Source organism: Streptomyces sp. NPDC029169, from assembly GCF_055563935.1.
Genome location: NZ_JBVHXA010000018.1, coordinates 43,193 through 61,678 on the forward strand (window position 1 = coordinate 43,193; position 18,486 = coordinate 61,678).

The window sequence follows — 18,486 nt, forward strand, 5'->3', positions numbered from 1 at the left end:
CTGAACGCATGGACGATCTTCTGACGCGGCTCCACGCGGACCTGCGCGCGGGTCTGCCCGCCGAGGCGCTGATCACCGACCCGGACGTCACCGCCTCCTACACCCACGACATGGCGAGCTTCTGCCCCTCCGGCACCCCCGCGGCCGTCGTGCTCCCGCGCACCGTCGAGCAGGTCCAGCACGTCATGCGCACCGCGACCGCGCTGCGCGTCCCGGTCGTCCCGCAGGGCGCGCGCACCGGCCTGTCGGGAGGCGCCAACGCCTCAGAGGACTGCATCGTGCTCTCCCTGGTCCGGATGGACCGGATCCTGGAGATCAACCCGGTCGACCGGATCGCCGTCGTCGAACCGGGCGTCGTCAACGCCGTCCTCTCCCGCGCCGTCGGCGAACACGGCCTCTATTACCCGCCGGACCCCTCCAGCTGGGAGACGTGCACCATCGGCGGCAACATCGGCACCGCGTCCGGCGGCCTGTGCTGCGTGAAGTACGGGGTGACGGCGGAGTACGTCCTCGGCCTGGACGTCGTGCTCGCCGACGGGCGGCTGCTCTCCACCGGCCGGCGTACCGCCAAGGGCGTCGCCGGATATGACCTGACCCGGCTCTTCGTCGGCTCGGAAGGCAGTCTCGGCATCATCGTCGGCGCGACCCTCGCGCTCCGCCCGCAACCGCCCCAGCAGCTCGCGCTCGCCGCCGAGTTCCCCTCTTCGGCGGCGGCATGTGAGGCAGTCTGCGCGATCATGGAGCGCGGCCATACGCCCTCTCTCCTTGAGCTGATGGACGGCACCACCATCCGCGCCGTCAACAAGCTGGCGAACATGGGGCTGCCCAACACCACCGAGGCGCTGCTCCTGTGTGCCTTCGACACCCCGGACCCGGCCGCCGATCTGGCCGCCGTCGGGGCGCTGTGCGCGGCGGCCGGGGCCACCGAGGTCGTACCCGCCGAGGACGTCGCCGAGTCCGAACTCCTCCTCCAGGCGCGCCGGCTGTCCCTGACCGCCCTGGAGACGATCAAGTCCGCGACGATGATCGACGACGTCTGCGTGCCGCGCACGAAGCTGGCCGCGATGCTCGACGGCACGGTCGCCATCGCCGAGAAGTACGACCTGACCATCGGTGTCTGCGCGCACGCGGGCGACGGCAACACCCATCCCGTCGTCTGCTTCGACCATGCGGACGAGGACGAGTCGCGGCGGGCGCGGGAGTCCTTCGACGAGATCATGGCGCTCGGCCTCGAGCTGGGCGGCACGATCACGGGCGAGCACGGCGTGGGCGTACTGAAGAAGGAGTGGCTGGCGCGGGAGTTGGGGCCGGTGGGGGTGGAGATGCAGCGGGGCATCAAGCGGACCTTCGACCCGCTGGGCATCCTGAACCCCGGAAAGCTCTTCTGAGGGACCGGCGTTCACGCCTCGCCGTCCTGCGACTCGTCCGACGGCCACGGGTCGCGCAGCCAGAGGTCGTCGCCCACCACGGTGGTGGCGAGCAGTTCGGCGAGGCCGTCGTCGATGCCGAGCTGCTCGGACTCGGTGCCCGGCGGGACGGCGCGCAGGGTCCGCTCCAGCCAGGCAGACACCTGCGCGGAGGGCGCTTCGAGCAGCGCGTCGCCGTCGGGGGAGGAGAGCGCCATCAGGACGACGTTGCGCCCGTCGACCTTTGTGGGCCAGATACGGACGTCCCCATGGCCGCACGGCCGGAAGACGCCCTCGACGAGCAGCTCGCGCGCGAAGGTCCAGTTGACCGGGCACTCCGAGCCGACGTGGAAGGTGATGTGCACGGCGTACGGGTCGGTGGTGCGGTAGGCGAGCCGGGCCGGGACGGGGATGGAGCGCTCGGGGGAGAGCACCAGCTTCAGCTCCAGCTCGCGCTCGACCACGGTGTTCTCGGTGTTCTGCATGGCGTGACGTCCTCTCCGGTACGGGGCCCCGGGTGGGCCCGCACAGGGAGAGAGCGCGGTGGCGGCCGGCCATTACGCGACTTCGCGGAAGTTTTTTCCGGGAGATTTTCCGGCGGTCTTCGCGGCGGCCTTCGCAGGTCTTCGGGGCGGGATCCTCGGCCTGAGCGTGACGGTGAGTGGCAGGTTCTGTAGGTATGTCGCTCGAAGGCGGGTTTCTCGCGGCCTCTTTGTTCCCGGGGCGGCGTTCTTCGTTACTGTCTCTCCCTGAGACAAGCATCGTCACGGAACGGAGTCGGGGCAGTGGCTACTCCTCCTGGAGCCGGCGGGGAGGTACCGCAGGCCGGGTACTACCCGGACCCGTCCATTCCCGGATACATCCGGTACTGGAACGGGGGAGCCTGGGTGCCCGGGACGAGCCGGCCCGCGCCCAAGGACGGAGAGGTTCCGCCGGCCGCACCGGCCTCGGCGATGCCCGCCGGGCCGGCCCTGGCTCCGAACCCCTCGCCCGCGCCCGTGGTCTCCTCGCCGGCCCCCGTGCCCGCCGTGGAGGAGACGGGACCGGTCTTCTTCGACGAGGAGCCGGCCGCCGGTACGAGTCCCGAGCCTGAGCCCGAGCCTCGACCCGAACCCCAGCCCGAGCCCGCCTCGGCGTGGCAGGCGGACGTCTCGCGCCAGACCGGCTTCGGTGGCGACCGGGATCGGAAGGTCTCCTGGGGCGCGCCGGAGCCGGGGCAGGACCCCCGCGTGGCCGCCGCCCGGACCCCGAACCCCGAGCCGAACCCCCAGCCGAAGCCCTCCGGGGCCCAGGCCCGGCTGGGCGGGATGCCCGTGACCCCGGCGCCGGCCGCCGACCCGACGGGCGGTGCGCTGCCCGGCGTACGGCAGGCGAAGCCGGAGGCGTCGGCGCAGGCTCCCGTGCCGGAGGGCACGATGACGATCCGCGCCCTCCCGCCGCAGGGCGCGGCGAACGCCCAGAGCGCCCAGAGCGCCCAGAGCGCCCATAGCGCCCAGGGGCCCCAGGGCCCCCAGGCCCTCAGGGCCTCGCAGCCCGGCGGGCAGGCCCCGCGCGCGCCCCTCCCGCACGTGCCCGGCCAGGCCCAGGCCCAGGCCCAGGCCGCAGCGCCCGCGGCCCCCGCGCCCAGCCCCACCCCCACCCCCGCCCCCGTCACCACCGGCCCCGGCGGCGGCGCTCCCTCCTGGCCCCAGCAGGTCCACCAGCTCGCGCAGTCCCCGGCCGCCGCTCCACAGCAGGCCGGGGCCGAGCAGCCGGTCGTCCCCTGGAAGCCGCCGGTCGAGGACCTGTTCCTTCAGGCGGCCCGTGCCCAGGCCGCCGCCCGCCCCGCCGGTCTGGCCAAGCGGCTCGTCGCCCGGCTCGTCGACACCCTCGTCCTCGGCGCGCTCGTCGGCGGGGCGTCCTTCCCCTTCGTCACGAAGGCGCTCGACCACATCGACGCCAAGATCGAGGCGGCCAAGCAGTCCGGTGTCACGGTCCAGGTCTGGCTCCTGGACGGCACCACCTCCGTCAACTTCGGGATCGCGCTCGCCGCCCTCCTGGTCCTCGGCGTGCTGTACGAGGCGCTGCCCACGGCCAAGTGGGGCCGCACGCTCGGGAAGAAGCTCTGCGGTCTCCAGGTGCGGGACATCGAGGCGCACGAGCCGCCGACGTTCGGCGCGGCCCTGCGCCGCTGGCTCGTCTACAGCGTCCTGGGGCTGCTGGTCCTCGGCGTCCTCAACGTCCTGTGGTGCCTCTTCGACCGCCCCTGGCGCCAGTGCTGGCACGACAAGGCGGCGCACACCTTCGTGGCCGGTTAGCCACCGCCGTTCGGGGGCCCCGTACGGCGGTCCCCCGAACGGGCGGCGATTCCTTGCGGGGCCCTGCCTCGCGGGATGCACTGCCCCCATGAGCAACGACCAGCCGACGCCCGGCCAGCCGCCCGAGGACGATCCGTTCCTCAAGAAGCCGCAGGAGCCCACGCCGCCGTCGGCGGGCTCGCCGCCTGGCGGGCAACAGCAGCCCCCCGAAGAACCGCCCCCCGGCGGCCCTCCCCCCGAAGGACCGCCCCCCGAAGGACCCCCGCCCGGTGGCCCTCCCCCCGGCGGCCCGCCGCCCGGTTCGCCGTACGACAACGTCCCCCCACCGCCCCCGCCGTACGGCTCCCAGCCCTACGGCGGCGGAGGCGGTTACGGCGGTACGGATCCGCTGGCCGGGATGCCGCCGCTCGCCGACTCCGGCAAGCGCATCCTCGCGAGGATCATCGACTGGCTGATCGTCGCCGTGCCGCTCGCCATCATCGGCATCCCGTTCAACGTCTACGACCGGGCGACCGAGAGCGACGACTTCGGCGACACGATCAACGCGACCAGCACCGGCACCGGTCTCGTCTTCCAGCTCATCACCATCGTCGCGTACATCGGCTACGACACCGTGATGGTGACCAAGGGCGGCGGCCAGACGCTGGGCAAGAAGTGGATGAAGCTGCGGGTCGCGATGCTCAACGACGGCTCCACACCGCCGATGAACGCCTCGCTGATCCGCGCCGTCGTGCTGTGGCTGCCCGCGCTGATCTGCTGCGCCTGCCTGTGGCCGCTGCTCCTGCTCATCCTGATCCTGGTCGACAAGCCCTACAAGCAGGGCCTGCACGACAAGGCCGCCAAGACCGTGGTGGTCTCGATCCCTCAGCAGTAGCTACGAGTTCGAACCGATCCGGGTATCGGCCCCCGCACCCACGCGGACGGCCGGTACCCGGATCTCGTCCGTCTGGGGGAGGGGCGCCGGCACCGGGTCGGGTGCCTTGCGGTGCGCCGGCATCGTCACCGTGACGAGCAGCCCGAGGAGCAGCCCGGCGGTGCTGATCACGACGATCCCCAGCGCGGTCGTCGTGCGGGACAGCAGCAGCAGGGCGACGGTCGAGAAGACGACGGTGGCCGAACCATAGGCGAGTTGTGCGGCGTTCGGACGCGGCATGACGGGTACCGTCCCTCGATGCATCGGCAGGTCGCACTCCCGAGCGACTCTATGACGGTGGATGCCCGAGCGGAACGGGTAGTAAGCGTGACCTAACCCACGGTGCGGATGCACGGGGGGCGCATGGAGTCACCGTCTCCGTCAACGACCCCCTGTGATGCGCCTGGTGGCTGTGCCGTCGACGTCCGGATATCGGAAATCGACTCCTGCATAGTGCAGTTGGTCTGTGCAAGTCAAGGTCTGTCTTTTCTCGCGTAACTCCGGTCGAATGTCGTCACTTGTGACGCGCGACCCCGCCCGCGGACACCCCACCCTCGGTCCGCGCGGTCGAGGGCGCCGGGGAGGAACACATCAAGTGACCAACAGACGACGGGCGATCAGAGCGTCCGCAGTCGTCGTGGCGCTCGCGGCCACTGCCGCGACCGCCTCGACTTTCGCCACCGCATGGGCCGAGGACCGAGGCCCGGCGGCGCCTGCCGGCATCGAGCGGCAGGACCCCGCTCCGGGTGCCGACGTGGACAAGCTCGCGGTCGACCACGACCTCGACGGTCCGTACAGCAAGCAGCAGGAGCAGCAGCGCAAGGCCGCCATGGAGCAGGTGCTCAACGGCGACGCCGCGATCGAGCGCCGCGGGGGCTCCCAGGTCGTCAAGCTCGACAGCAAGAAGTACGTCGAGCTCGCCCGGGAGAAGACCGACAAGATCTTCACGATCCTCGTCGAGTTCGGCGACAAGGTCGACAACACGACCCTTGTGGACCGCGCCGACGACGACACCACCGAGCCGAAGCCGAAGTTCGGCGGCGAGCCCGGTCCGCTGCACAACCGGATAGCCGAGCCGGACCGTTCGAAGGACAACTCGACGGCCTGGCAGAAGGACTACAACCAGCAGCACTTCCAGGACCTGTACTTCGGTACCGGCAAGGACGCCGAGGGACAGCCCAAGCAGTCCCTGAAGACCTACTACGAGAAGACCTCCTCCGGCCGCTACTCGGTCGAGGGCGGCGTCTCGGACTGGGTCAAGGTCGAGTACAACGAGGCCCGTTACGGCTCGAACTACTGCGGTCAGACCAACTGCGCCAACGTTTGGGACGCGGTCCGCGACGGCGTCACCGCCTTCGTCGCCGACCAGAAGGCCAAGGGCCGCACCGACGCCCAGATCAAGGCCGACATGGCCGAGTACGACAAGTGGGACCGCTACGACTTCGACGCCGACGGCAACTTCAACGAGGCCGACGGCTACATCGACCACTTCCAGATCGTCCACGCGGGCGAGGACGAGTCGGCGGGCGGCGGCGACCAGGCCACCGACGCCCTGTGGGCCCACCGCTGGTACGCGTACGGCACCAACGCGGGCAAGACCGGCCCGGCGGACAACAAGGCCGGCGGCACGCAGATCGGTGACACCGGCATCTGGGTCGGCGACTACACGATGCAGCCGGAGAACGGCGGCCTCGGCGTCTTCGCGCACGAGTACGGCCACGACCTCGGTCTGCCCGACCACTACGACACCTCGGGCAACAAGGGCGCCGAGAACTCGACCGGGTTCTGGTCCCTGATGTCCTCCGGCTCGTGGCTCGGCCGGGGCAAGGACTCGATCGGCGATCTGCCCGGCGACATGAACGCCTGGGACAAGCTCCAGCTCGGCTGGCTGAACTACGCCAAGGTGAGCAACGAGCAGCGCGGCACCAACACCACCCACAAGCTGGGCGTGGCCGCGTACAACACGAAGAACCCCCAGGCGCTTGTCGTCGAGCTGCCGAAGAAGAAGGTCACCACCGAGGTCGTGAAGCCCGCCGAGGGCGCCACGCAGTGGTGGAGCAACATGGGTGACGACCTCAAGAACACCCTGACCCGCTCCGTCGACCTGACGGGCAAGTCGACCGCCTCCCTGGAGCTCCAGGGCTGGTACGACATCGAGCTGGACTACGACTACCTCTACACCGAGGTGTCGACGGACGGCGGCGCCAACTGGACGGCCCTGGACGGCACCGCCGACGGCAAGGCCCTCCCGCGCGACGCGAGCGGCGCCCCGGCGCTGACCGACGTCTCGGGCGCGCACAAGAAGCTCGTCTATCCGCTGGACGCCTACGCGGGCAAGAAGTTCGACCTCCGCTTCCGCTACCAGACGGACGGCGGCGCGGGCGGCAAGGGCTTCACGGCCGACGCCATCACGCTGACCGCCGACGGTGCCGCCGTCTTCTCGGACAACGCCGAGAACGGTGACAACGGCTGGGTCGCGAAGGGCTTCTCGCGGGTCGGCGCCAACTTCACCAAGGAGTACGAGCAGTACTACCTCGCGGAGAACCGCCAGTACGTCTCGTACGACGCGACCCTCAAGGTCGGCCCGTACAACTTCGGTTTCACGGGTGACAAGGCGAGCTGGGTCGAGCACTACCCGTACCAGAACGGTCTGCTCATCTGGCTGTGGGACACCTCGCAGAAGGACAACAACACGTCGGTCCACCCGGGCCAGGGCCTCGTCCTTCCGATCGACGCGCACCCGAGCCCGCTGAAGTGGCGCGACGGCACCCTGCTGCGCAACCGCATCCAGGCGTACGACTCGCCGTTCGGCCTCGCCCACACGGACGGCTTCCAGCTGCACAAGGCGGACGTCGCGACGTGGATCCCGCAGCAGGCCGGCAACCCGGTCTTCGACGACCGCAAGGGCACGTACTGGTTCGAGGAGACGGCGCGAGCCGGTGTCCGTGTAACTGACACCAACACCAAGATCACGGTCGTCAAGGAGCCGAGGAACGGCCAGACGATCACCGTCCAGGTGGGTCCGTCCACGAAGTAACCGGCATCGCCGCAGGTCAGAGCGCAATCGGCCGTCGCCCTCTAGCGGGCGGCGGCCGATCGTGTTTAGGTGCGTCTGACGGATCTCTTATTGACAGCGAGCTCACGGGGGAGTGGTTTCGGCATGCCCGGTGGAGGGTTTTGCAAGCTGCCGGGTGGCAGTGTGGTGGTCGCGATAGGGCTGCCGAGCCCGGCCGGCGACGGGGCCACGGTCCGCTTCCTCGTCCACGCCGCGAACCGCGCCCGCGCCCTGACCCGGCTGCGGAACCTCGGTCTGCGAGCGGTCTACCTCCGCGGCAATGCGGAACCGCCGACCCCGGACGAGATCACCGCCGTCCTCCACCACCCGGACGGCCTCCTGTGGCGCACGGCGCCGCACGAGCTGTGGCACCCCGTACGGGCCCTGCCGAGGCCGGCCGCCTAGGCCGCGGGCGACCGGCCCCCCAGTGGGTCAGTGGAAGAGCAGTGAAGCGTCGCCCGCGGCGGTGGTGACCGAGCCCGGGCAGAGGAAGCTGCCGGAGGTCTTCGTGGCGGTGAACGCCTGATTCACGTACTTACGGGTGGTTCCGTCGCGGTTCAACAGGACGTTCGTCGCCTTGTAGCGGCAGGAGATGCCGCTCTGCTGTCCCGTGATGTCGATGACGTCGGCCGTCGCACGGCCGGCCGCGTCGTCGAAGGTGACCGTGGGGTTGTTGTTGAGGGTGGCGGTGATGCTTCCGCTGCAGGTCAGGTTGCCGCCCGGCTTGTTGATCGTGTTGCGGTCGATGGTCAGCGTGCTGGGCGGGTTGGCGCTGGTCCGGGCGTTGGTCCAGGTGCAGGTGTTGCCCGCGACCACGATCACGCCGTCGACCAGTTGCTCGGCGGTGGGGGCTGACGCGGTCGCCGCCGTAGACGCGCCGGCGGTGGCCGCGACGATCAGGGCGGTGACGCACGCGAGTTTCGATGACTTCCTCATGACGCTCCTTTGTGCCACGTCCTTGTGGGGGTGAGCGAGAAGGAAGGTCCCACAGGGATGTTGAAGTGTCAGGTCCCTGTCAACTTCTTGGCCGGATAGCGCTCCTCGGAGAGAGCGCCCGGATCCGGACCTGGACTCCGGACCTAGACCACGACCGGCTTGCCCGTGAGCTCCACCCCGGCCCCGCGCAGCTCCTCAAGGGCCCGCTCGGTCGTCTCCTTCGCGACGCCCGCCGTGAGGTCCAGGAGGACGTGCGTACGGAACCCCTCCCGGGCCGCGTCCAGCGCCGTCGCCCGTACGCAGTGGTCCGTCGCGATGCCCACGACGTCCACCTCGTCGACGTCGTGCGCCCGCAGCCAGTCGGCGAGCATGACCCCGTTCTCGTCACGCCCCTCGAAGCCGCTGTACGCCGCCTCGTACGCCCCCTTGTCGAACACCGCGTCGATCGCCCCGGAGGCGACCGCAGGGGCGAAGTTCGGGTGGAAGCCCACGCCCTCCGTGCCGGCGACACAGTGCACCGGCCAGGAGGTCACGTAGTCCGGCGCGTCGGAGAAGTGGTCGCCCGGGGCGACATGGTGGTCGCGGGTGGCGACCACGTGCCGGTACGCGGCGCCCGCCGCCTCGCCGACCAGGTCGGTGATGGCGGCGGCGACATCCGCTCCCCCCGCCACCGCGAGGCTGCCGCCCTCGCAGAAGTCGTTCTGAACGTCCACGACGATCAATGCGCGGTGCATGGCGGGTGTCCTTCGGTGGGCGGGTGACGGGAACGGAGGGTGTCGGAAGGGGGATGGCTTCGAGCCTAGAGACTTCCCCCCGGCTTCGGGAGGGGGCCTCGCAGGGTGTTACACGTACTCCGTCGGCAGCACCGGCTCACCCCGCGACAGCTGGATGGCCGACATCGGCAGCCCGGCCCGCGCCGCGATGTGCCGCGACCTGGCCGCCTCAAGGGGCTCGCGGGCCACCACGTCGCCGCCTTTCACCAGCTCGACCAGGAGCTGGCGGTCGACGAGCTCGGCCGGGACCGGGCCGGTGCCGACGACCTCCGCCTCCGCGACGCCGTCCGCGTCCACCCGCCGTGCCGCCCACTTGCGGCCGCCGACCGAGGCCTTGCCGCCGAGCGACTTTTTCGCCACCGCCGTCAGCGGCGCCTTCGGATCGGCCGACTGGGCGCGGGCGACCAGCTTGTAGACCATCGAGCACGTCGGGTGCCCGCTGCCGGTGACCAGCTGCGTGCCCACCCCGTACGCGTCGACCGGCGCCGCCGCGAGCGAGGCGATGGCGTACTCGTCCAGGTCCGAGGTGACCACGATCTTGGTGTTCTTCGCGCCCAGCTCGTCGAGCTGCGCCCGGACCCGGTGCGCCACGAGCAGCAGGTCCCCGGAGTCGATCCGTACGGCTCCGAGCTCCGTTCCCGCCACCTCGACGGCGGTACGGACGGCCTCGGCCACGTCGTAGGTGTCGACGAGCAGCGTCGTACCGCGGCCCAGCGTCTCCACCTGGGCCCGGAACGCGTCCCGCTCGCTGTCGTGCAGCAGGGTGAAGGCGTGCGCGGAGGTGCCGACGGTCGGGATGCCGTAGCGGAAACCGGCCGCGAGGTCCGAGGTGGCCCCGAAGCCGCCGACGTAGGCCGCCCGCGCGGAGGCGACGGCGGCCAGCTCGTGGGTGCGCCGGGCACCCATCTCGATCAGCCGCCGCCCGCCGGCCGCGGCCGACATCCGGGAGGCCGCCGCCGCGATCGCCGAGTCGTGGTTGAGGATCGAGAGGATCACGGTCTCCAGGAGCACGCACTCGGCGAAGGAGCCCTCGACCCGCAGGATCGGGGAGCCGGGGAAGTACACCTCGCCCTCGGGGTAGCCCCAGATGTCGCCCGAGAAGCGGTAGGCGGCCAGCCACTGGAGCGTCGGCTCGTCGACGATGCCCTGCTCGCGCAGGAAGCCGAGGACGCCCGCGTCGAAGCGGAAGTTCTCGACGGCGTCGAGGACCCGTCCGACACCGGCCACCACACCGTAGCGCCGCCCCTCGGGCAGGCGACGGGTGAAGACCTCGAAGACGGAGCGCCGGTCGGCGGTGCCGGCCCTGAGGGCCGCCTGGAGCATGGTCAGCTCGTACTGGTCGGTGAAGAGCGCGGTCGACGGCACGTCCACCGGGAGCCCAAGGTCCGCAGCGTTCATGTCAGGGATGCTACCGCAGAAATCGTCAGAGTGACGATTTCTATTCGCGCGGGCGGCGCGCGGGGCTGACCCGTTTGTGCGACGGCCCTCCCGAGGTGGCAGCATGGGGTAAGTGAGCGTCGCGCCTATTGAGATCGAACGCACGGAATCGGCCGAAGAGACCTTCGCCGTCGCGGAGCCGGACGTGCCGTGGGTGACCCTCGTGCACAACGATCCGGTCAATCTGATGAGCTATGTGACCTACGTCTTCCAGGCGTACTTCGGTTACTCCAAGGACAAGGCGCACAAGCTGATGCTCGACGTGCACAACAAGGGCCGCGCGGTCGTCTCCAGCGGCACCCGCGAGGAGATGGAGCGGGACGTGCAGGCGATGCACGGCTACGGGCTGTGGGCGACCCTCTCCCAGGACCGCGGCTGATGGCCGGACAGTTCGAGGCCCTGCCCGGCGGCGGCGCCGCCGTCGCCCTCGACGAGGTCGAGATCTCCATCCTGCGCTCCCTCGCCGTACAGCTCATGGAGCTGATCGGGCCGGGCGACGAGCCCGTGGAGGGCGAGGACCCGTTGGCCGCGCTCTTCGCCGAGGGCCCGAGCGAGGCCCCGAAGGACCCCGCGCTCAAGCGGCTCTTCCCCGACGCGTACGCGGACGACGACGAGGAGCTGCGGGCGGCGGCGGCCGACTTCCGCCGCTACACCGAGAACGACCTGCGCGCCCGTAAGCGGCAGGACGCCCTCGCGGTGATCCACAGCCTCGACGCGCTCACCTCGACCGGCGAGGGCGGGGCGGTCCTCAAGCTGACCGCCGACGAGTCCCGCGGCTGGCTCGGCGCGCTCAACGACCTCCGGCTGACGATCGGGACCCGTCTGGAGGTCACCGACGAGGACGAGACCGGGGACCTGTACCGGCTGCCGGACACCGATCCGCGCAAGCCGATGGTGATGGCGTACCTCTGGCTGGGTGCGCTCCAGGAGTCCCTCGTCGAGACGCTGATGCCCGGCGCTTGAGTGCTGGTTGAGTGCTGCTCGGCTGCCGTTCGCTCAGCGGACACTCAAATCCGGATAACGAATACGTCACCAAAGTGTTCGTACTGGTCCTCTTGAGTGGCTTTTGTCCCCTTTTTCATGTGGCGTGCGCCACATCACCTCTCCTCGATCACTGTTTCCCCCGTGATAAATCTTCACGACCGCCGGGGACGCCATCCCTGTTCCCGGTGGCGCTGTGGCCGGCTGACCGCCGGTAGCACTCCATACACATCCGGGGGGATCAGCATGGAGAAAGGCGCATCACCATGACCTCAGTGCAGGTCGACAAGCAGCACGACGGCAATGAGGCCGCGGACTCCGCCGACGGCGAGGGGTACCACCGGGCACTCGGCGCCCGCCAGATCCAGATGATCGCGATCGGCGGCGCCATCGGCACCGGACTCTTCCTCGGCGCGGGCAAGGGCATCTCCAAGGCGGGACCCAGCCTGATCCTCGCGTACGCGATCGCGGGCCTCGTCATCTTCTTCATCATGCGGGCGCTCGGCGAGCTCCTCATGTACCGGCCCGTCTCCGGCTCCTTCTCGGAGTACGCGCGCGAGTTCATCGGCCCCTTCGCGGGCTTCGTGACCGGCTGGACGTACTGGCTCTTCTGGGTCGTCACCGGCATCACCGAGGTGACCGCGGCGTCCGAGTACATGCAGTACTGGACCAAGAACGCGGACGGCTGGCTCGATCAGCCGCAATGGGTGTTCGCCCTGATCTTCACGGTCGTCCTGTTCCTCGCGAACCTGATCTCGGTCAAGCTCTTCGGCGAGCTCGAGTTCTGGTTCTCCATGGTCAAGGTCACCGCGATCGTCGGCATGATCCTCATCTGCGCCGGCATCCTCACCATCGGCTTCTCCGACGCCGGCGACACCGCGTCGATGACCCTGCTGTGGTCCGAGGGCGGCTTCTTCCCCAAGGGCATCGGCTCCACCCTGATGACCCTGCAGATGGTCATGTTCGCCTTCCTCGCCGTCGAGCTGGTCGGTGTGACGGCGGGCGAGTCCAAGGACCCGAAGACCGTCCTGCCCAAGGCCATCAACACGGTGCCGTGGCGCATCGCCGTCTTCTACGTCGGCGCGCTGATCATGATCCTGTCGGTCGTCCCGTGGACCCACTTCCAGCCGGGCGTCTCCCCGTTCGTCGCGGCCTTCGAGAAGATGGGCCTCGGCGTCGGCGCCGCGATTGTGAACTTCGTCGTCCTGACCGCCGCGCTCTCCTCCTGCAACTCGGGCATGTACTCCACCGGCCGCATGCTGCGCGACCTCGCGCTCAACGGCCAGGGCCCGAAGTTCTTCACCAAGCTCACCAAGAACGGCCTGCCGCTCGTCGGCACCTCGTTCTCCGCCGGGCTGATGATGGTCGGCGTCTGGATCAACTACCAGTGGCCCGGCGACGCGTTCAACTACGTCGTCTCCTTCGCCACCATCTCCGGCATGTGGGCCTGGATCATGATCCTGGTCTGCCAGGTCCGCTTCCGCCTCAAGGCCGACCGCGGCGAGCTGCCCCAGTCGTCCTTCAAGGCACCGGGCGGCATCTGGTTCAGCCTCTTCTCGCTCGCCTTCATCGGCATGGTCATCGTGATGATGGGCATCGACAAGGACGCCCGGATCTCGCTGTACTGCGCGCCGCTGTGGGCCCTGATCCTCGGTGTCGCGTACCTGGTCCTGAAGGCACGCAACCCGGAGGGCGCGGCCTTCGCCAAGCGCTCCTGACCTCGGGTATCTCGGCATTCGGGCCGTCCCGTACCACTCCTCGGTACGGGACGGCCCGTCTGCTTATCCTGTCGGACATGCTGACCATCACCCGGGCCCTGTACGACCAGATCGTGGCGCACTCCCGCGCGGACCACCCCGACGAGGCCTGCGGCGTGGTCGCGGGTCCCGCCGGCAGCGGCCGCCCCGAGCGGTTCATCCCGATGCTGAACGCCGCCCGCTCGCCCACGTTCTACGAGTTCGACTCGGCCGACCTGCTGAAGCTCTACCGCGAGATGGACGACCGGAACGAGGAGCCCGTGGTCATCTACCACTCGCACACCGCCACCGAGGCCTACCCGTCCCGTACCGACCTCTCGTACGCGAACGAGCCCGGCGCGCACTACGTCCTGGTCTCCACCGCCGACACCGACGGCGCCGGCCCCTTCCAGTTCCGCTCGTTCAGGATCGTCGAGGGCGTCGTGACCGAGGAGGACGTGCAGGTCGTCGAGGAGTACGTGTGACGGCCTCCTCGGCCCGCATCCGTCCCCGCATCCGCCCCCGCGTCCGGCAGGCGAGCACGATGTGTCCGTCATCTGAGATCACATTCCGGAACCCGGACCGGGAATCGATACGATGACCGCATGGTTCCCCACGACGTGAGCGAAGTGACGACGCCGGGCAGCGCGCTGCTCGTGGCGCGGCTGCACGTCGACCTGTGCCGTCTCGCCAGCGCGATGTGAGCGGGGGCGTACGAGCGCCCCAGGAGCACCACCCCGCGCGGGGGCCCAGAGCCGCGCGCCCTTCACGCCACTCCCGACAGGAGCCCACGCCATGGCCATCGAGGTCCGCATCCCGACCATCCTCCGCACCTACACCGACGGCCAGAAGGCCGTCCAGGGCAGCGGTGAGACGCTCGCCGAGCTCTTCGCCGACCTCGAGACCCGCCACGCGGGCATCCAGGCCCGGCTCATCGACGAGGCCAAGGGCGGCGAGCTGCGCCGCTTCGTCAACGTCTACCTGAACGACGAGGACGTCCGCTTCCTCGACGGCATCAACACCAAGCTGGCCGACGGCGACAGCGTCACGATCCTGCCGGCCGTGGCCGGCGGCATGGTCTGATCCACATGCGCTACGACTCCCCGCTCGCGGCGGTCGGCAACACGCCCCTGGTCCGCCTGCCCCGGCTCTCCCCGTCGGACGACGTCCGCATCTGGGCCAAGCTGGAGGACCGCAACCCCACCGGCTCGGTCAAGGACCGCCCCGCGCTCCACATGATCGAGCAGGCCGAGAAGGACGGCCGGCTCACCCCCGGCTGCACCATCCTCGAGCCGACCAGCGGCAACACCGGTATCTCGCTGGCGATGGCGGCGAAGCTCAAGGGCTACCGCATCGTCTGCGTCATGCCGGAGAACACCAGCGAGGAGCGGCGCCAGCTGCTCGCCATGTGGGGCGCCGAGATCGTCTCGTCCCCGGCGGCGGGCGGGTCGAACACGGCGGTACGGGTCGCCAAGGAGATCGCGGCCGAGAACCCCTCGTGGGTGATGCTCTACCAGTACGGAAACCCGGACAACGCGGGCGCCCACTACGCCACCACGGGCCCGGAGATCCTGACGGACCTCCCCTCCATCACCCACTTCGTGGCGGGCCTGGGCACCACCGGCACCCTGATGGGCGTCGGCCGCTACCTGCGCGAGCACAAGCCCGACGTCAAGATCGTCGCCGCCGAACCGCGGTACGACGACCTGGTGTACGGGCTGCGGAACCTGGACGAGGGCTTCGTCCCCGAGCTGTACGACGCCTCGGTCCTCACCACCCGCTTCTCGGTCGGCTCCGCCGACGCGGTCACCCGCACCCGGGAACTCCTCCAGCAGGAGGGCATCTTCGCCGGCGTCTCGACGGGCGCGGCGCTCCACGCGGCGATCGGCGTCGGGAACAAGGCCGTGAAGGCGGGCGAGAGCGCGGACATCGTCTTCGTGGTGGCGGACGGCGGCTGGAAGTACCTGTCGACGGGCCTGTACACGGCAAAGACGACGGAAGAAGCAATCGAAACGGTGCAAGGCCAGCTCTGGGCGTAGGCCCACGTCGTGGGCTTACGTTCCGCCCACCCACCCCCGTGTGGGCAATCGTCCCGCAGGGCGGGACGGGTGGGCACACGGGACGGCGCCCATGCGGGCGCTTCCGCCCCGTGGACCCCGCCGCCACGGGGCCGCCGCCCGAGCAGGGGCCCGCACCCCGGCCCCACAACGGCCGTCAGGCCAGGTGGCGGACCTGGTCCCATACGACCGGGTCCGCCGTCCCCACACGGCGCCGGAACTCCCACACCGGCACCTCCCGCAGCTCATCCGTCTCCAGGAAGCTAGGCCGCCCCCGCGCGTCCCCCACCGCCCCCGGCGGCAGCGCGATCACACCCGGCCGCTCGTCGTGGTACTTGCTGGTGATCTTCGCGACCAGCGCGCTGTCGCCCCGCAGCACGAGGACCAGGCACGGCCGGTCCTTCGACCCCGGCCCGTCCTCGTAGGGCACATCCGCCCACCAGATCTCGCCCGGCCGGGGGAGCCTCGTCGGGAGCCGCTGCGGCATCCGCCCCGGCGCGTAGGGCCGTGCCGGCGGCCGCGTCCGGCCCCCTGGGCGCCGGCCCGCGCGCTTCATGCCGTCCGCCAGCGCCACGACCAGCGCGATCACCACGACCGCGGCGAGCGCCGGCCACCAGGACGTGTCCATACCCGAAGACGTTACCGGCCGCCCGCCCCTCCCGCTCTCCCGCCCCAGGTCCATCCGAACCGGTGACAGAGCCCGTGAGTTCGCCCACAACGAGCCGCCACGGAGGAGCGACGGACGGGGTGGCGCCTTACGCTCGACGCATCGCACGACCTCCCCCGCCGCTCTCCGCCCTCGGAGGTTCACGCTCCATGAAGCTCACCGTCGTCGGCTGCTCCGGGTCGTTCCCGTCCGCGGACTCGGCCTGTTCGAGCTACCTCGTAGAGGCCGACGGCTTCCGGCTGCTCCTCGACATGGGCAATGGCGCCCTCGGCGAGCTGCAGCGCCACATCGGTCTGTACGACCTCGACGCCATCTTCCTCAGCCACCTCCACGCCGACCACTGCATCGACATGTGCGGATACTTCGTCGCCCGCTACTACCGGCACGAGGGCGGCCGCTGCGACGCGCTCCCGGTCTACGCCCCGGAGGGCGCCGAGCAGCGCCTGACCACGGCGTACGCCGACACCCCCTCGGAGAGGTCGATGAGCGAGGTCTTCGACTTCCGCACCCTGAAGTCCGGCTCCTTCGAGCTCGGCCCGTTCTCCGTCCGTACGGAGAAGGTGTGCCACCCGGTGGAGGCGTACGGCATCAGGATCGAGCACGGCGGCCGTTCGCTCACGTACTCCGGCGACACGGGAGCCTGCGACGCCCTGCACGAACTCGCGGCCGGCACGGACCTGTTCCTCTGCGAGGCGTCCTTCACGCACGGCAAGGAGGACATCCCGGCGCTCCACCTCAACGGCCGCGAGGCGGGCGCGGAGGCGGCCCGCTCCTCGGTGGGCCGGCTGGTGCTGACCCACATCCCGCCGTGGACGGACGGCGAGCGGAACCTGGCGGACGCGCGGGCGCTGTACGACGGGCCGTCGGAGCTGGCGTACGCGGGCGCGGTGTACGAGATCTGAGTACGGGAAAGGCCCCGGAACCGTACGGTTCCGGGGCCTCTCCGTTGTCCAGGGTGAGGCTCACGCCTTGGTGAGGTCCTCGAGCTCCTCCTCGGGCTCGCGGCCCGGGGTCATGATGTTGAACTTGGTGATCGCGAAGCGGAAGACCACGTAGTAGACCGCCGCGAAGGCCAGGCCGATCGGGATGATCATCCAGGGCTTGGTGGCGTAGGTCCAGTTCAGGAAGTAGTCCAGCGCACCGGCGGAGAAGGTGAAGCCGTGGTGCACGCCGAGGGCCGAGGTGATGACCATCGAGGCGGCGGTGAGCACCGCGTGGATCACGTACAGCAGCGGTGCCAGGAACATGAAGGCGAACTCGATGGGCTCTGTGATACCCGTGACGAACGAGGTCAGGGCGAGCGAGAACATCATGCCGCCGACGACCTTGCGGCGCTCGGGGCGGGCGGCGTGGGTGATCGCCAGGGCGACGGCCGGCAGGGCGAACATCATGATCGGGAAGAAGCCGGACATGAACTGACCGGCGGTCGGGTCACCGTGGAAGAAGCGCGGCAGGTCGCCGTGCCAGACGGCGCCGGACGAGTCGGTGAAGGAGCCGATCTCCTGCCAGGCGACGGTGTTCACGAACTGGTGCATGCCGACCGGGAGCAGACCACGGTTGATGGCGCCGAAGACGCCGGAGCCGACGGCGCCGAGGCCGGTCATCCAGTTGCCGAAGTCGGTGATCAGGCCGCCGATGGGCTCCCAGAGCAGACCGAACAGGACACCCATCACGGTGCCGACGAAGGCCATGATGATCGGGACGAGACGGCGGCCGTTGAAGAAGCCGAGCCAGTCGACGAGCTTGGTGCGGTGGTACCGCTGCCATATGACGGCGGCGAGCAGACCCATGACGATGCCGCCGAAGACCTTGGGGTCGTTGTACGTCGCGGCGACGTCGACACCCTTGTTCTTGGTCGTGTTGATGACGGCCTCGGTGACCGGGAACGCCTTCAGGACGTTCTGGTAGACGAGGAAGCCGACGAGGGCGGCGAGAGCGGTGGAGCCGTCGGCCTTCTTGGCGAAGCCGATCGCGATGCCGACGCAGAACAGCAGGGGCATGTTTGCGAAGACGGCGTCGCCGGCGGAGGCGAAGACCGTGGCGACCTTGCCCCAGCCGAGGCCCTCGGCCCCGAACACGTCGGGCTGGCCGAGACGGAGCAAGATACCCGCGGCCGGCAGCACGGCGATCGGCAGCTGCAGGCTGCGACCGACCTTCTGCAGGCCCTGGAACAGGCCGGATCCGCGCTTCTTCGCGGGAGCGGCGGCCTGGGCGGTGGCCGTACTCAT

20 protein-coding genes are annotated in these 18,486 nt (G+C 70.0%); 13 read left to right on the plus strand and 7 right to left on the minus strand.

Features of this window, described 5'->3' with window-relative positions; all coding sequences use genetic code 11:
* Positions 1-8: 8 nt before the first annotated feature.
* Positions 9-1,388 (plus strand): FAD-binding oxidoreductase, encoded by a 1,380-nt coding sequence (locus ACZ4VI_RS28270; protein WP_468003704.1) that lies wholly within the window; start codon positions 9-11, stop codon positions 1,386-1,388.
* Between the two features lie 11 nt (positions 1,389-1,399).
* Here ACZ4VI_RS28270 and ACZ4VI_RS28275 read toward each other — a convergent pair whose 3' ends face one another.
* Positions 1,400-1,891, minus strand: coding sequence for an SsgA family sporulation/cell division regulator (locus ACZ4VI_RS28275; RefSeq protein ID WP_468003706.1), 492 nt, complete (start codon positions 1,889-1,891; stop codon positions 1,400-1,402).
* Positions 1,892-2,191: 300 nt separating this feature from the next.
* Here ACZ4VI_RS28275 and ACZ4VI_RS28280 point away from each other — a divergent pair, with 300 nt between their 5' ends.
* Positions 2,192-3,703 carry an RDD family protein gene (locus ACZ4VI_RS28280; protein WP_468003707.1) on the plus strand — a complete coding sequence of 504 codons (1,512 nt, stop codon included), beginning with the start codon at positions 2,192-2,194 and terminating at the stop codon, positions 3,701-3,703.
* An 88-nt stretch (positions 3,704-3,791) separates the two neighbouring features.
* Positions 3,792-4,577, plus strand: a complete 786-nt coding sequence (locus tag ACZ4VI_RS28285; protein ID WP_468003709.1) for an RDD family protein — start codon at positions 3,792-3,794, stop codon at positions 4,575-4,577.
* Here ACZ4VI_RS28285 and ACZ4VI_RS28290 read toward each other — a convergent pair whose 3' ends face one another.
* Complete coding sequence (locus tag ACZ4VI_RS28290) at positions 4,578-4,856, minus strand: hypothetical protein (RefSeq protein WP_468003711.1); 279 nt, start codon at positions 4,854-4,856, stop codon at positions 4,578-4,580.
* Positions 4,857-5,211: 355 nt separating this feature from the next.
* Between ACZ4VI_RS28290 and ACZ4VI_RS28295 the strand changes: the two genes are divergently transcribed.
* Both ACZ4VI_RS28295 and ACZ4VI_RS28300 read left to right on the plus strand, forming a co-directional pair.
* Positions 5,212-7,653, plus strand: coding sequence for an immune inhibitor A domain-containing protein (locus tag ACZ4VI_RS28295; RefSeq protein WP_468003712.1), 2,442 nt, complete (start codon positions 5,212-5,214; stop codon positions 7,651-7,653).
* 123 nt (positions 7,654-7,776) lie between these two features.
* Positions 7,777-8,076, plus strand: coding sequence for a hypothetical protein (locus tag ACZ4VI_RS28300; protein WP_468003714.1), 300 nt, complete (start codon positions 7,777-7,779; stop codon positions 8,074-8,076).
* 27 nt (positions 8,077-8,103) lie between these two features.
* On the opposite strand, the gene ACZ4VI_RS28305 is transcribed toward ACZ4VI_RS28300, so the two are convergent.
* The 3 genes from ACZ4VI_RS28305 to ACZ4VI_RS28315 form a co-directional block, all read right to left on the minus strand.
* On the minus strand, positions 8,104-8,607 hold the full coding sequence (locus ACZ4VI_RS28305; protein WP_468003716.1) for a hypothetical protein: 504 nt from the start codon (positions 8,605-8,607) through the stop codon (positions 8,104-8,106).
* A 143-nt stretch (positions 8,608-8,750) separates the two neighbouring features.
* Positions 8,751-9,341 carry an isochorismatase family protein gene (locus tag ACZ4VI_RS28310; protein WP_468003718.1) on the minus strand — a complete coding sequence of 197 codons (591 nt, stop codon included), beginning with the start codon at positions 9,339-9,341 and terminating at the stop codon, positions 8,751-8,753.
* A gap of 108 nt (positions 9,342-9,449) precedes the next feature.
* Complete coding sequence (locus ACZ4VI_RS28315) at positions 9,450-10,778, minus strand: nicotinate phosphoribosyltransferase (protein WP_468003720.1); 1,329 nt, start codon at positions 10,776-10,778, stop codon at positions 9,450-9,452.
* A gap of 112 nt (positions 10,779-10,890) precedes the next feature.
* Here ACZ4VI_RS28315 and clpS point away from each other — a divergent pair, with 112 nt between their 5' ends.
* From clpS to ACZ4VI_RS28350, 7 genes are all read left to right on the plus strand, one after another.
* Complete coding sequence (gene clpS / locus ACZ4VI_RS28320; RefSeq protein ID WP_468003722.1) at positions 10,891-11,196, plus strand: ATP-dependent Clp protease adapter ClpS; 306 nt, start codon at positions 10,891-10,893, stop codon at positions 11,194-11,196.
* A complete protein-coding gene (locus tag ACZ4VI_RS28325) occupies positions 11,196-11,780 on the plus strand; it encodes a DUF2017 domain-containing protein (protein ID WP_468003724.1) in 585 nt (194 codons plus the stop codon). The genes clpS and ACZ4VI_RS28325 overlap by 1 nt, the downstream gene beginning before the upstream one ends.
* Before the next feature lie 284 nt (positions 11,781-12,064).
* Positions 12,065-13,516, plus strand: coding sequence for an amino acid permease (locus tag ACZ4VI_RS28330; protein ID WP_468003726.1), 1,452 nt, complete (start codon positions 12,065-12,067; stop codon positions 13,514-13,516).
* A gap of 77 nt (positions 13,517-13,593) precedes the next feature.
* Positions 13,594-14,019 carry a M67 family metallopeptidase gene (locus ACZ4VI_RS28335; protein ID WP_468003728.1) on the plus strand — a complete coding sequence of 142 codons (426 nt, stop codon included), beginning with the start codon at positions 13,594-13,596 and terminating at the stop codon, positions 14,017-14,019.
* Between the two features lie 120 nt (positions 14,020-14,139).
* On the plus strand, positions 14,140-14,238 hold the full coding sequence (locus tag ACZ4VI_RS28340; protein ID WP_374214509.1) for a putative leader peptide: 99 nt from the start codon (positions 14,140-14,142) through the stop codon (positions 14,236-14,238).
* Positions 14,239-14,329: 91 nt separating this feature from the next.
* Positions 14,330-14,617, plus strand: a complete 288-nt coding sequence (locus tag ACZ4VI_RS28345; RefSeq protein ID WP_468003730.1) for a MoaD/ThiS family protein — start codon at positions 14,330-14,332, stop codon at positions 14,615-14,617.
* Positions 14,618-14,622: 5 nt separating this feature from the next.
* Positions 14,623-15,573 (plus strand): PLP-dependent cysteine synthase family protein, encoded by a 951-nt coding sequence (locus ACZ4VI_RS28350; RefSeq protein WP_468003732.1) that lies wholly within the window; start codon positions 14,623-14,625, stop codon positions 15,571-15,573.
* Positions 15,574-15,748: 175 nt separating this feature from the next.
* Here ACZ4VI_RS28350 and ACZ4VI_RS28355 read toward each other — a convergent pair whose 3' ends face one another.
* Positions 15,749-16,219 carry a type II toxin-antitoxin system PemK/MazF family toxin gene (locus ACZ4VI_RS28355; protein WP_468003734.1) on the minus strand — a complete coding sequence of 157 codons (471 nt, stop codon included), beginning with the start codon at positions 16,217-16,219 and terminating at the stop codon, positions 15,749-15,751.
* Positions 16,220-16,407: 188 nt separating this feature from the next.
* On the opposite strand from ACZ4VI_RS28355, the gene ACZ4VI_RS28360 reads away from it, so the two are divergent.
* The gene (locus tag ACZ4VI_RS28360; RefSeq protein WP_468003736.1) at positions 16,408-17,160 is read left to right on the plus strand and encodes an MBL fold metallo-hydrolase; all 753 of its coding nucleotides are present in this window, start codon (positions 16,408-16,410) and stop codon (positions 17,158-17,160) included.
* A gap of 60 nt (positions 17,161-17,220) precedes the next feature.
* Here the strand turns inward: ACZ4VI_RS28360 and ACZ4VI_RS28365 are convergent, their stop codons facing one another.
* A complete protein-coding gene (locus tag ACZ4VI_RS28365; protein ID WP_468003738.1) occupies positions 17,221-18,486 on the minus strand; it encodes a PTS transporter subunit EIIC in 1,266 nt (421 codons plus the stop codon).

What these genes read in the sequence shown, in the direction of transcription:
- ACZ4VI_RS28350 (WP_468003732.1), top strand. Translation starts at nt 14,623, where the DNA reads ATGCGCTACGACTCCCCGCTCGCGGCGGTCGGCAACACGCCCCTGGTC.
- ACZ4VI_RS28290 (WP_468003711.1), bottom strand. Translation starts at nt 4,856, where the DNA reads ATGCCGCGTCCGAACGCCGCACAACTCGCCTATGGTTCGGCCACCGTC.
- ACZ4VI_RS28340 (WP_374214509.1), top strand. Translation starts at nt 14,140, where the DNA reads ATGGTTCCCCACGACGTGAGCGAAGTGACGACGCCGGGCAGCGCGCTG.
- ACZ4VI_RS28365 (WP_468003738.1), bottom strand. Translation starts at nt 18,486, where the DNA reads ATGAGTACGGCCACCGCCCAGGCCGCCGCTCCCGCGAAGAAGCGCGGA.
- ACZ4VI_RS28275 (WP_468003706.1), bottom strand. Translation starts at nt 1,891, where the DNA reads ATGCAGAACACCGAGAACACCGTGGTCGAGCGCGAGCTGGAGCTGAAG.
- ACZ4VI_RS28330 (WP_468003726.1), top strand. Translation starts at nt 12,065, where the DNA reads ATGACCTCAGTGCAGGTCGACAAGCAGCACGACGGCAATGAGGCCGCG.
- ACZ4VI_RS28300 (WP_468003714.1), top strand. Translation starts at nt 7,777, where the DNA reads ATGCCCGGTGGAGGGTTTTGCAAGCTGCCGGGTGGCAGTGTGGTGGTC.
- ACZ4VI_RS28270 (WP_468003704.1), top strand. Translation starts at nt 9, where the DNA reads ATGGACGATCTTCTGACGCGGCTCCACGCGGACCTGCGCGCGGGTCTG.
- ACZ4VI_RS28310 (WP_468003718.1), bottom strand. Translation starts at nt 9,341, where the DNA reads ATGCACCGCGCATTGATCGTCGTGGACGTTCAGAACGACTTCTGCGAG.
- ACZ4VI_RS28360 (WP_468003736.1), top strand. Translation starts at nt 16,408, where the DNA reads ATGAAGCTCACCGTCGTCGGCTGCTCCGGGTCGTTCCCGTCCGCGGAC.
- ACZ4VI_RS28315 (WP_468003720.1), bottom strand. Translation starts at nt 10,778, where the DNA reads ATGAACGCTGCGGACCTTGGGCTCCCGGTGGACGTGCCGTCGACCGCG.
- ACZ4VI_RS28305 (WP_468003716.1), bottom strand. Translation starts at nt 8,607, where the DNA reads ATGAGGAAGTCATCGAAACTCGCGTGCGTCACCGCCCTGATCGTCGCG.
- ACZ4VI_RS28285 (WP_468003709.1), top strand. Translation starts at nt 3,792, where the DNA reads ATGAGCAACGACCAGCCGACGCCCGGCCAGCCGCCCGAGGACGATCCG.
- ACZ4VI_RS28335 (WP_468003728.1), top strand. Translation starts at nt 13,594, where the DNA reads ATGCTGACCATCACCCGGGCCCTGTACGACCAGATCGTGGCGCACTCC.
- ACZ4VI_RS28325 (WP_468003724.1), top strand. Translation starts at nt 11,196, where the DNA reads ATGGCCGGACAGTTCGAGGCCCTGCCCGGCGGCGGCGCCGCCGTCGCC.
- ACZ4VI_RS28355 (WP_468003734.1), bottom strand. Translation starts at nt 16,219, where the DNA reads ATGGACACGTCCTGGTGGCCGGCGCTCGCCGCGGTCGTGGTGATCGCG.
- ACZ4VI_RS28345 (WP_468003730.1), top strand. Translation starts at nt 14,330, where the DNA reads ATGGCCATCGAGGTCCGCATCCCGACCATCCTCCGCACCTACACCGAC.